The organism is Variovorax sp. PEI5 (assembly GCF_056679935.1).
On record NZ_CM155257.1, the window covers coordinates 1,905,860 to 1,917,822 of the forward strand.

The 11,963-nt window shown below is 65.3% G+C and carries 11 protein-coding genes; 3 read left to right on the forward strand and 8 right to left on the reverse strand.

Annotated elements, in window-relative coordinates:
- Positions 1–21 precede the first annotated feature (21 nt).
- The 3 genes from AC1MLT_RS08790 to surE are packed head-to-tail and all read right to left on the reverse strand — an operon-like array spanning position 22 to position 2,469.
- Positions 22–921 carry a peptidoglycan DD-metalloendopeptidase family protein gene (locus tag AC1MLT_RS08790; protein WP_481031929.1) on the reverse strand — a complete coding sequence of 300 codons (900 nt, stop codon included), beginning with the start codon at positions 919–921 and terminating at the stop codon, positions 22–24.
- 13 nt (positions 922–934) lie between these two features.
- Positions 935–1,714 (reverse strand): protein-L-isoaspartate(D-aspartate) O-methyltransferase, encoded by a 780-nt coding sequence (locus tag AC1MLT_RS08795; protein ID WP_481031930.1) that lies wholly within the window; start codon positions 1,712–1,714, stop codon positions 935–937.
- Positions 1,711–2,469, reverse strand: a complete 759-nt coding sequence (gene surE / locus AC1MLT_RS08800; RefSeq protein WP_296306095.1) for a 5'/3'-nucleotidase SurE — start codon at positions 2,467–2,469, stop codon at positions 1,711–1,713. Before surE ends, AC1MLT_RS08795 begins: the two co-directional genes overlap by 4 nt.
- Before the next feature lie 126 nt (positions 2,470–2,595).
- On the opposite strand from surE, the gene AC1MLT_RS08805 reads away from it, so the two are divergent.
- Complete coding sequence (locus AC1MLT_RS08805; RefSeq protein WP_296306094.1) at positions 2,596–3,582, forward strand: NADPH:quinone oxidoreductase family protein; 987 nt, start codon at positions 2,596–2,598, stop codon at positions 3,580–3,582.
- 104 nt (positions 3,583–3,686) lie between these two features.
- Here the strand turns inward: AC1MLT_RS08805 and AC1MLT_RS08810 are convergent, their stop codons facing one another.
- The 5 genes from AC1MLT_RS08810 to AC1MLT_RS08830 all read right to left on the reverse strand — a co-directional run bounded on the left by AC1MLT_RS08810 (position 3,687) and on the right by AC1MLT_RS08830 (position 9,834).
- Positions 3,687–4,043: an H-NS histone family protein gene (locus tag AC1MLT_RS08810; RefSeq protein WP_296306093.1), complete on the reverse strand. Its 357-nt coding sequence runs from the start codon at positions 4,041–4,043 to the stop codon at positions 3,687–3,689.
- A 363-nt stretch (positions 4,044–4,406) separates the two neighbouring features.
- Positions 4,407–6,065 (reverse strand): putative bifunctional diguanylate cyclase/phosphodiesterase, encoded by a 1,659-nt coding sequence (locus tag AC1MLT_RS08815; protein WP_481031931.1) that lies wholly within the window; start codon positions 6,063–6,065, stop codon positions 4,407–4,409.
- Positions 6,062–7,537 carry a sensor domain-containing diguanylate cyclase gene (locus AC1MLT_RS08820; protein WP_481031932.1) on the reverse strand — a complete coding sequence of 492 codons (1,476 nt, stop codon included), beginning with the start codon at positions 7,535–7,537 and terminating at the stop codon, positions 6,062–6,064. Before AC1MLT_RS08820 ends, AC1MLT_RS08815 begins: the two co-directional genes overlap by 4 nt.
- Positions 7,538–7,554: 17 nt before the next feature.
- Positions 7,555–8,811: a cation:proton antiporter gene (locus AC1MLT_RS08825; RefSeq protein ID WP_296306090.1), complete on the reverse strand. Its 1,257-nt coding sequence runs from the start codon at positions 8,809–8,811 to the stop codon at positions 7,555–7,557.
- A gap of 87 nt (positions 8,812–8,898) precedes the next feature.
- Entirely contained in the window at positions 8,899–9,834 is a 936-nt protein-coding gene (locus AC1MLT_RS08830) for an NAD-dependent epimerase/dehydratase family protein (RefSeq protein ID WP_296306089.1), read from the reverse strand.
- Between the two features lie 41 nt (positions 9,835–9,875).
- On the opposite strand from AC1MLT_RS08830, the gene AC1MLT_RS08835 reads away from it, so the two are divergent.
- Together AC1MLT_RS08835 and AC1MLT_RS08840 are read left to right on the forward strand one after the other, a co-directional pair.
- Positions 9,876–10,940, forward strand: coding sequence for a CDP-6-deoxy-delta-3,4-glucoseen reductase (locus AC1MLT_RS08835; protein WP_296306088.1), 1,065 nt, complete (start codon positions 9,876–9,878; stop codon positions 10,938–10,940).
- Between the two features lie 11 nt (positions 10,941–10,951).
- On the forward strand, positions 10,952–11,929 hold the full coding sequence (locus AC1MLT_RS08840; protein ID WP_296306087.1) for a Bug family tripartite tricarboxylate transporter substrate binding protein: 978 nt from the start codon (positions 10,952–10,954) through the stop codon (positions 11,927–11,929).
- Positions 11,930–11,963: the final 34 nt, after the last annotated feature.

Here is an 11,963-nt window from a genome sequence, read left to right on the forward strand (position 1 = left end):
GTCGTGGCGGTCTCCCGGGGTTCAACGGGCCGGCAGATAGCGCGCGGGATCGACAGGTTTGCCCTGCTTGCGGATCTCGAAATGCAGCTTCACTCGATCCGCATCGCTGTTTCCCATCTCGGCGATCTTCTGACCCTTCTGCACGGACTGGTCTTCCTTCACGAGCAGCGTCTGGTTGTGCGCGTAGGCCGTGAGATACGTGTTGTTGTGCTTGAGGATGATCAGATTGCCATATCCACGCAGACCGGCACCGGCATAGACGACCCGGCCGTCGGCTGCGGCGATCACGGGATCGCCCGCTTTGCCACCGATGTCGAGACCCTTGTTCTTGACCTCGCTGAAACCGGCGATCAGGGCTCCCTGTGCAGGCCAGATCCACCCCACCTCCTCGTCGCCTCCCGCGGCGGGCGCCGACCGGGACGGAGGCACGGCAGCCGCCGCGCTCGATGCACTGGCACCGGGCACGATCGCGGTTTGCGGCGCCACGGGACGAGTCACCACGCCCGTCGCCGGATCGACGCTGCTGCCTGCGGCAGCGGTTCCCACCGGGTTGGCACCCGGCGGAATCACCCGCAGGACCTGCCCCACCTCGATGATGTCCGGACGCTCCAGATTGTTCCAGCGCACCAGGTTCTGCCAGGTCTGACCGGTTTCGACACCGATGCGGCGGATGGTGTCTCCCGGACGAACCGTGTAGTAGCCGGGCTTGCCATAGTTCTCGATTCCAGGCAGGGGTCTGCCATATGGATCGGTCGTCAACATCGGCGTGCCAGAAGCTGAGGAGGCGCCTGCCGCGCCCACCATGGTGCCGCGGTCTTCCACCGGAGCGGCGGGCCTGCTGGGGGCGGCACAGCCCACCACCATCAGCGCCACTCCCAGCGTCACGCCAGCGAGCCAACTTCCGTTACCAAAACCCTGCATGTGTTCCATCCCTTCAAGCGATCCCTGATTTTAGAGGGACGAACTGAACCGCCTCCAGGGCCTGACGCCGCACCCCGAGGTGAGTGCGGTCGATCACGACCAGCACCTGCTGTCCACCGGAGGAGCGTGTGGGAGCCACGATCCGCCCCCCGGGCGCCAGCTGGTCGATCCAGGCCTCGGGTACCGCGTCGCCACTCGCAGCGGCGATGATGCCGGCATAGGGCGCCCCTCGGGCATACCCGAGCATTCCGTCGCCGAGCAACAAGTGCACCGTCGCAAGGCGGAAAGGCCGGAGATTGATGCGCGCGCGCTCATGCATGCCGCGCACTCGCTCGATGCTGTAGACCTCCTTCGCAACGTGACTCAGGAGCGTTGCCTGATAGCCGCATCCGGTTCCGATCTCGAGCACGCGACCCAGACGTGCATCGGGCTGATGGGCGAGTGCCGGCGCACCCAGCAACAATTCGATCATGCGCCCCACGACATTGGGCTTCGAGATCGTCTGTCCGAATCCAATGGGCAGGCTGGTGTCCTCGTAGGCCTGGCTGGACAAGGCACTGTCGACGAAACGATGTCGTTCCACCTGGGTCAACGCGTGCAGCACGCGCGGGTCCGATATGCCCTGGGCGGCAAGTCGCTGGACCATGCGCGAACGCATCGCGGCCGACGACGCCGCGGTCTCGGGCGCGAACCCCGTGCGCCCGGCTGGCATGGTGCCTCGCGTGCCAGTGATGGATGGAACGAGTGGCGAAGTCGACCCCAACTGCACTGGAAAGCCCGGCCGCCGGGTCATCCGAGCAGACGCACCAGGGTTTCGCGCCACTGGCCGAGGTTGTCGTGGTCGGTCAGATCCACCTGCAATGGCGTCATGGCCACATGGCCTTGGGAGGTCGCATGGAAATCCGTTCCCTCGCCGCTGTCCCGCGCCCCGCTCGCACCGGCGATCCAATACATCTTGTCGCCCCGCGGGCTGTCCTGGACGATGACGCGCTCCGATGCATGACGGCGTCCCAGTCGGCACACCTTGACGGGTTGCAGATCGTCGAAGGGACGATTCGGTATGTTGACATTGAGCAACCAGGCCGGACCTTCGACCATCCGCTCGCGTTCGATCTGCTGCACCAGCCGTCGCGCGACACGGGCGGCATCATCGATGTGGGCCCAGCCCTTGTCGACCTGCGAGAAGGCAATGGCCGGGACGCCGAAGAGATAGGCCTCCATGGCAGCGCCGACGGTGCCCGAGTAGATGGTGTCGTCACCCATGTTGGCGCCATTGTTGATGCCCGACACCACCAGATCCGGGCGGTAGTCGAGCAGGCCCTTCAATGCGATGTGGACACAGTCGGCGGGCGTTCCGGTCACATAGCGGAACCCGTTGTGCGCCTGATGCACGTAGAGCGGTGCCGACAGGGTGAGCGCGTTCGACTTCGCGCTGTTGTTGAGTTCGGGTGCGATCACCTCGACTTCCGCCACATCCTTGAGCGCTTGGTGGAGCGCCACGATGCCGGGGGCCTGGAAGCCGTCGTCGTTGGAAATCAGTATCTTCATGGCGGATGGATGTGCTTTCAATTGTAGGGTGCCCCCACGTCACGGCTGGGACAACGACGCCTTTGGGGGCACATCTATCATGCAGCGCGCTCGCGCCCTGTCCGCGACCGACCAAGGAGACATTGCATGCATGCCTGGCTTTGCGAGAACCCCACCGGCGTCGACGCGCTGGTCTGGAAGGAGTTGCCGACGCCCGAACCGGCACCTGGCGAAGTACTGATCGAGATCCAGGCTGCGAGCCTGAATTTCCCGGATCTGCTGATCGTCCAGAACAAGTATCAGATGAAGCCGCCACTGCCCTTCGTGCCCGGTTCCGAATATGCAGGCGTCGTACGCAAGCTGGGGGCGGGCGTCGAGGATCTCTCGATCGGCCAGAACGTGGCGTGCCTGACAGGCACGGGTGGGTTCGCGACCCATGTGGTCGCGGCCGCATCCAAATGCATGCCGCTGCCGGACGGTCTCGGCCATGTGGACGCCGCAGCCTTCATCATGACCTACGGTACGTCCTGGCATGCGCTCATGGACCGGGGCCAGCTCCAGGCCGGCGAGACAGTACTGATCCTGGGCGCCGCCGGTGGTGTGGGCACCGCGGCAATCCAAATTGCCAAGGCCGCTGGCGCCCGGGTGATTGCGGCCGCCTCGACCGACGAGAAATGCGATCTGTGTCGATCGATCGGTGCCGACCTGACCATCAACTACACCACTCACCCGGCTCCCACCGCGTTTCGCGACGCTATCAAGGCGGCGACGGATGGAAAAGGCCCGGACCTGATCTACGATCCGATCGGTGGCGATTTCGCCGAGCCGGCCTTTCGCTCGATCGGCTGGCGTGGTCGCTATTTGGTGGTCGGCTTTGCCGCCGGCGCGATACCGGCACTGCCTCTGAATTTGATGCTGCTCAAAGGGGCGTCGCTGGTCGGCGTCTTCTGGGGAGAATTCGCCCGACGCGAACCCGAGGCGAATGCCGACATGCTGGATCAATTGGCACGCTGGTATCTCGACGGGAAGATCAAGCCGGTCATTGACCGGACGCTGCCGATGGCGGAATTGAAGCAAGCGTATGCTTACATGGGCTCCAGAGGCGTCAAGGGAAAGGTCGTGATGATCCGCTGATGCCCGTCGGCAGGAATTCCGTCTTGGCCCAAGGCCAACGTCGTACGGATCGCGAAATCGAAAAAGCCCGCAGACGCGGGCTTTTTTGCATCGGTTCGATGTGCTTACTTGATCTCGAAGTCGGACAGGGATTTGCCTGCGGCCAATGCTTCGGTCACCCAACGCGGCTTGCGACCCCGGCCACCCGACCAGGTCTCGCCGTTGTCGCTGCGATACTTGGCCGCGGCCTTGGCAGGCGCTGCAGTCACACTCCGCTTGCCACCAGTGGCTGCGCTCGCGCGTCCGCCTGACAATTTCAAATCGGCTGCCGTCAGACCGTATTCTGCGATTTTCTTGCGCACGTCGTCGATCACGCCGGCACGCTCGCGATTGCGCAGTTCGTCAGCTTGCTTGCGCAATTGAGCGATCTGCTCTTCGTTCTTCTGGATCTGGGAATTGATGTCTTCGAGTGTGGATGCCATTCGGAATGTCCGTCGGAATGATGAGGGTGAAGCCGAAATTCTAATTGAAAAATTCATTCGTCATCAACCGCCTCGTCGCACAAAGGCTCCTCGACCAGGAATTTGATATTAAATTCTTACGATTTTGCGGAACTTCCAACAATTTTCGGGAACATGGATCATGATGGAATTGCGCTGACGGTGGTGACTGCCCGGCACTCGAATGCGTTGAAGTGCACGCTTTCAATGGCTCGAAGCCTTGTCGGCGCAGCGCCTCAATACCCGCGGATTTGCACGAGCGTGGCGACTGGGCAGGCCGACCATTCCGAATTGCTGTGCTTTCCGCATTGGAATCCCCACCGCCAATGGCTTCCCGGTCCTCGGCTAAGCGCAATCAGGTGCGCGGTGCCAAAGCGGTCTTTGCTCGAAATCCACCTTCCATTTCGGAACATCCCCAGGCGACATGGGCCGGGCGATGCCATAGCCCTGGCCCAGCGTACAGCCCAATGCCATCAGCGCCTGACCATGGGCGACCGATTCGACGCCTTCGGCGATGGCCTTGCGTCCCAGTCCTTCAGCCAACAGCATGATGCCTTTGAGGATGGCTCGATCCTGGAGGTTGTCGATCACGCCGCGCACGAAGGACTGGTCGAGCTTGAGCGTGGCCACCGGCAATTGCCGCAGACAGGTCAGCGACGAATAACCGGTACCGAAATCGTCCATCGCCACGGAAACACCCAGCGCCGTGCAGGCTTCGATGAATTGCGCCGCAGCGGCGAAGTCCTTGATGGCGGATGTCTCCAGGATCTCCAGTTCCAACACACTCCGGGGCAACTGTGGGAATCGTTCCAGATGGGCGCCAAGACGCTCGAGGAAGTCGGGCCGTTGCATGTGGCGCGGACTGATGTTGACGCTGATCGCGGTCGCGACGCCTCCCGCCTGCCACAGCGTCAGCTGCCGCAGCGCCTCGCCGATGGCCCAATCGCCCAGGCGCTCCACCAGTTCGTGGTCCTCGATCAGCGGGATGAAGGACCCGGGCTGCAACAGACCACGCTCGGGATGCTGCCATCGGATCAATGCCTCGAAGCCGATCACCCGGCCACACTGCATGTCGACCTTGGGTTGATAGGCGAGGCGGAATTCATCCCGCACCAGGCCTTCGGCGATGCGTTGGCGCGCCTCCAGGCCCTGTTGCTCCTCCAGGGCCTGCCCGGCATCGAAGAAATGGATCTGGCTGCTGCCCGCGCGCTTGGCGAAGAAGACGGATTGCTGGGCGTGCTGCAGCATCACTTCCGTGGGTTGCTCACCATGGGTCATGAGGGCGACTCCGATGCTCGCGCGGATGCGAGCCAGGCGATCCTGCAGGCGGATCGGATGCCCGATCCGGGCCAGCAACTGGCTCAGCAGCATTTCGCACTGCGGCTGGCTCGCCACCGAGATCACCAGCGCGAACTCATCGCCACCGACGCGCGCGACGGCCGCGTCGTGCGGCAATGCGCTCCGGATGCGACGTGCCACTTCCCGCAGGACGGTATCGCCGCCGATGGGACCGAACTCCCCATTGATGTCGCGAAGCCGATCGATGTCCAGGTAGCACACCGCCAGGAGACGCTCGGCGTCCTCGGCGTGGGCACGCACCGGCATGTCGTCGAGCGACGGCACCCGGTTGGCCAAGCGCGTCAGGGCATCGCGTCGCTCCAGCAGACCCAGGCGCTCGGCGCGCAGTCCGGTGGCTGCGGGAATGAGCGTCCACAGGATGCAGCGGTCGTCCATGCGCTCGGCGCGCATGTCGACCAGCACGGCATGTCCATTGCGCGTGCACAACGCCACGCGCGAGCGTTCGGTCGCACCCAGGGCCGGCACCGGGATGTCATCCGTCGACGGCGTCCTGCCGTCCTCCGACGCCACGGCGCAGATGTCGGCGAGCGGCATCTCGACCAGGGCGCCGATGGCATAGCCAAGCAGATTATGGGCATCCTCGTCGGCCCACAGGATCTGGCCGTCGCAGGTCTTGAGATGGCCGAAAGGCGCGCGCAGCGTCATGACGAGCTCGCCGCCGGCGGCCGGCGCGTGGCGCCTTGCGCCACGTAATGCTTGACCTTGTCCTGGTACATCGACTTGTCCGCGCGCATGAGCGCAGTGTCGATCATCTCGCCGCTCGTGCAGGTCGCGGTGCCGATGGCGAAACTCAGGGTGTGGCCACTGCGCCCGGCGTAGAACTGATTGTTGAGTTCGAGCAGCGACATCAGGCGCTCGTGCATGGCCTGGACACCGCGCTCGTCGGTCGCCGGCAGCAGGACGACGAACTCGTCGCCACCGATGCGCGCCGGCCAGGCCGGACCATCCACCGCTTTCGAGAGCACCTCGCCCGCGCGCCGCAGCAGCGCGTCGCCCGCGGCATGACCTTCCTCGTCGTTGATCTGCTTCAGACCATTGAGATCGATCGACATCACCGAGACCGGCCACGGTCCCTTGCGCTGCAGGCGATTGAGCTCCTCCGTATAGAAGGTGCGGTTGCGCAGTTGCGTGAGCACATCGTGCTTGCCGAGATATTCGAGATAGGCCTCCGCCTTCTTGCGGGCTGTGATGTCCATGAGCGAGACCAGCACCATGCTCCAGTCGTCCAGATGGTCGTCCAGCACCGAGAACTGCATGTGGATGTGCACCGGCTCGCCGGTGAGCGAATAGTTGCAGACCTCGCGATGCTGCTGGGTCTTGCCCGCCCAGAGGTCCTGCAGCTGCTCGGCGAACGATTCGCGCATCTCGTCGCGGAAGATGCGTGAGATGTTCTCCAGCAGGGTTTTCTTGTCGGGTGCCGCGAACATGCGCAGCGTTTCCCGGTTCACGTCGATCACGCGGATCTCCTGCATGCAGCGCATGACGAACTCGGGATGGACCTTGAGGAAAGTGTTGAAGTCGCTGATGTCGCGTTCGCGCAGCGCGTCGAGCAGGCGCTTGACGGCGCTGAAATCCTCCACCCACAGAGAGACGGGCGAGTGCTCGAACAGACCGCGCGCGTACCGGGCCCCCTCCTCGCGCTGCCGCTCCGCCTGTGCCTGGCGGGTGATGTCGTCGAGCGAGACCAGCGCGCGATCCCAGCTGTCCTCGTGACCGGGAAGGATGCGCACCCGCAGCTGCACATCCAGCCGCCGACCATCGAGCGCATAGTTGACGGTGCGGTTCTCCACCAGCGGGCATCCACGCCAGAACTGATCCAACTCGTGGATCACGCTGTCGACCATGTCGCCGCGGAAGATGCGATCGAGATTGGCGACCAGCTCGTCCTGGCTCGATGCGGCGAAGAGCGTCAACGTGGTCTCGTTGACGCGCAGCACGCGCAGTTGAGACATGCATTCCTTGACGCGCGCGCCATCGGCCCGGAGGAAATCCACCAGATCGACGATGCCCTCGGCCCGCCAGCGGTCGAAGAGTTGCTTCAGACCGCTGTAGTCCTCCAGCCAGAGGGAGACGGGCGCCAGGTCGAACATGGCTTCGAAATCGGTGACGGGTGACATGAGGCTTTGTTGCGGAATCATCGGACTGCGGCTTGCAAGACGCGAGCCGGACGCTCGCGGGTGACCCAGGTGAAGAGCGGCGTGGCCATCAACGTCGTCAGGATCGCCATGAGCACCAGGATCGAGAACAGACCTTGTTCGATCACGCCGGCCTGCAGGCCGATGTTGATGATGATGAGTTCCATCAGACCGCGCGCATTCATCAGCGCGCCGATGGCCAGCGCGTCGCGTCGACTCTCGCCCGACAGGCGCGCCGCCGCCCAGCAGGCGATGCCCTTGCCACCCACCGATGCCGCGACGATGGCCAGCGCGGCCCACAGGATGCCGGGATCCAGCAGCACGGCCAGGTGCGTGTTGAGGCCCGAATAGGTGAAGAACATCGGCAGCAGGAAGACCACCACGAAGGGGCGGAGCTGCTCGCGCAGCTTGTGCGTCAGCGCGCCGCGCGGCATCACCGCGCCCAGCAGGAAGCCGCCGAACACCGCATGGATGCCGATGGCGTCCATGGCGAACGCACTCAGCGCGAACAGCGCCAGCACCGTGGCCAGCAGGGTCGAGCCGAGCGGGACATCGGGTCGCACGTACCGGGTCAGTCGTCGCAACAGGCGCGAGCCGATGAAGATCATGAACAGGGCGTAGGCGATGCCTCCACCGATCGCCACGTAGGCGCCACCCCAGCTGCCGTTGAAACTCGCCAGCACGATGGCCAGGATGCACCAGGCGGCGGCGTCGTCGACGGCACCGGCCGTGAGCGCCAGCGTGCCCAGCGGCGTGCCGGCGAGGCCACGCTCCTGGATGATGCGAGCGAGCATCGGAAAGGCCGTGATCGCGATCGCCGCGCCCAGGAACAACGACGCCTCCAGCGGACGGGTCTTGGCAGCGAACAGACCCGGTACCGTCTGCAGCCAGGGCACCAGCGCGAAGGCCAGCACGAACGGCGCCAGGATTCCGGCCATGGACACCGTGGCGGCGCTGCGGAACCGGCTCCTGAAATGGTCGCTGCGGAATTCGGTGCCGACCAGGAACATGTACAACCCCACACCGAGTTGTCCGGCGACGTACAGCATCCCCAGGGTTTCCTTGGGAAACAAGGCGTGCTGCAGGCCAGGCAGCAGCAGACCCAACAGCGACGGGCCGAGCAGGACGCCGGCGATCATCTCGCCCACGACCTGCGGCTGACCCACCTTCCTTGCCAGTCGACCGACCAGCTGGCACGCGCCGAGGACGACGGCGGCCTGCAGGAAGAAGTAGATGGAGAGCTGCGTCGTGGGCATGGAATGGAGGCGAAGGGGCGACAGGTCGCGACAGCGACGACCGAGCCTCGACCTGAAGGATTGCGACGGCGGATTATCCGCGTCCGGTCAGGAGAAAGATTGCAATCCGCTCGCAATCGTCGGATGGCGCAGCCGCAATCTCAGCTCTCGCTTGAGGCGGGTGTTGTCCAGCCGTCTCGATTCGCCCATGAAGCTCAATGTCGTGGCGGGCAGGCGCGCCGATGCCTCGTCCCGTGCGATGCGAGGCGGACGCGACAGGCCGTAGAGGTCGGCGGCGAAATCCATGTAGTCGCCCATCTTCATTTCGGTGTCGTCGCTCGCGTGGAACACGCGCTGGGGACCGCCGCGCCACAGGGCCGCCACGCAGGCCCGCGCCAGGTCGTCGGCCTGGATGTGGTTGGTGTAGACGTCGTCCTCGGCACGCAGCACCGGCGTGCCCTTGTCCAGACGGGCGCGAGGCGTACCACCGTCTCGATCGCTCGCATAGATGCCGGGAATCCGCAGGATGCGAACCGCGACCCCGGTGGTGCGCCCGAACCAGCGCACCGCGCGCTCGGCGTCGACGCGCCGGTGCGCGCGCGGATTGCGCGGTCGCACGGCGCGGGTCTCGTCGATGCGCGCGCCGCCGCAATCGCCATAGACGCCGCTGGTCGAACCGTAGACCAGCGCCGTCGGCAACGAGCGCCGCATGAACGCGCGAACCAATGCGCCGGTGCGCATGTCGCGCCACCAGCGTCCGCCGGCGTCGCCACCCGGCGGTGGCGCGAGATGGATCACGCGGGTGGCGATGCCCGCGAGCCGGTGCAGGCTGGCGGGCACATCCAGATCGGCGATCAGCGGCACTGTCCCGGCGGCTCGCAGCTCGGGCACGCGCTCGGGGGAGGACGTCAGTGCGATCAGCCGGACGCGCCCGCGCAGCAGCGCGACGGCACGCAGGCCGACATCGCCGCACCCGACGATCAGGACGCGCTGGCGACGAAAGCGCGCGGGCAGCGCGCCGGAGGGTCGGGCGATTGAGGGCAAAATCCGTGATTCCTGTCGAGAACGAGCCCCCGAGAATACCCATGACCAGCGCAGCGCCGCCCGAAACCGGTTTCCAGATCACCGTCGAACCCAGCGGGCGCGGCTTCGTGGCGCAAGGCGACGAAACCATCCTATCGGCGGCCATCCGCCAGGGCATCGGACTGCCCTATGGCTGCAAGGACGGTGCCTGCGGCTCCTGCAAGTGCAAAAAACTCTCCGGCGAGGTCACGCATGGCCCGCACCAGAGCAAGGCGCTCAGCGCCGAGGAGGAGGTCGCCGGCTTCGTGCTCACCTGCTGCGCCACCGCGCGAAGCGACGTGATGCTCGAATCGCGCCAGGTGACCGACATCGGCGCCTTTCCGATCCGCAAGATGCCCGCCCGCGTGCTGACACTGCTGCGCAAGTCGCACGATGTCATGCAGCTGCGCCTGCAACTGCCCGCCGGCGAGCCGATGCGCTTCCATGCCGGACAGTACGTGGAATTCATCCTGCGCGATGGTGCCCGGCGCAGCTACTCGATGGCGAACGCACCTCATACCCTGCTCGAACCGGGCACCGGCATCGAACTCCACGTCCGCCACATGCCCGGTGGCCGCTTCACCGACCACGTGTTCGGCGCCATGAAGGAAAAGGAGATCCTGCGCATCGAGGGCCCCTACGGCAGCTTCTTCCTGCGCGAGGAATCCTCCAAGCCGATCGTGCTCCTGGCCTCGGGAACCGGCTTCGCGCCGATCAAGGCCTTGCTGGAACACATGAGGTTCAAGCGCATCGACCGCCCCGCGACGCTCTATTGGGGTGGCCGCCGGCCGGAGGATCTCTACATGGACGACTGGCTGCAGGAGCAGCTCGCCGAGATGCCCAACCTGCGCTACGTGCCGGTGGTCTCCAATGCCACGCCGCAGGACAACTGGACCGGCCGGACCGGCTTCGTCCATCGCGCCGTGCTGGAGGACTTCGCCGATCTCTCCGGCCATCAGGTCTATGCCTGTGGCGCACCGATCGTCGTCGAATCAGCCAAGCGCGACTACATCGCGGAAGCTGGCCTGCCGGAAGAGGAATTCTTCGCCGACGCCTTCACGACCGAAGCCGACAAGGCCCTCCCCTGATGCCCCGCACCATGCAAAAACGTACCTTTCTCGCCACCCTGGGACTCGGCGCCCTGTCGCTGTCGACCACGGCGCTCCATGCGCAGCCCGGCACGCATCCCCTGCGCCTGATCGTTCCCTATGCGCCCGGTGGTCCGATCGACGTCACGGCGCGCATCCTGGCGGAGCGCGTCAAGGATTCGCTGGGCACTGTCATCATCGAGAACAAGCCCGGTGCCGGTGGCAACATCGGCGTCGATGCGATCGCCAAGGCGGCGCCCGACGGTCTCACGTTCGGCATCGCGGCCACGGCGACCCACGCCGTGAATCCGTGGCTCTACGCCAAGATGCCCTTCAACGCCGCGACCGATTTCGCCCCCATCACGCAGATGGTGCGAGTGCCCAACGTCCTGGTGATGAACGCCGAGGTCGCCCAGCGCCTGAAGATCGGCACGCTGGCGCAGCTGATCGCCTATGCCAAGGCCAATCCCGGCAAGCTCAACTACGGCAGTGGTGGCAACGGCAGCGCCGGACACCTGGCTGGCGAGATGTTCAAGAAGGAAGCGGGCATCTTCGCCCTGCACATCCCCTACAACGGCGGCAATCCGGCGCAGCTGGCGCTGCTCTCGGGTCAGGTGGACTTCAACTTCGACAATCTGGCCACCGCGGCGCCGAACATCCGTTCCGGCAAGCTGCGCGCCATCGCCGTGACGACCCTGCAGCGCAGCGACGCTCTGCCGGGCGTGGCGCCCATCGCCGACACGCTCAAGGGATTCTCCATCGACACCTGGTGGGGCCTGGTGGCGCCGGCGGGCACGCCGCCGGACACCATCGCCCGCCTGAATCAGGCATTCGTGACGGCCCTGAACACGCCTGAGGCACGCAGCCGTTTCGCCGGTCTGCTGGCCGAGCCGGCTCCCAACACGCCCGAGCAGTTCGGTGCCTTCATGAAGACCGAACTCGCCAAATACCGCGAAGTGGTGAGGACGACCGGCGCCCGGGTCGACTGATTCCAACCCATCCCGGCCGGCGTGGCCCGACTTC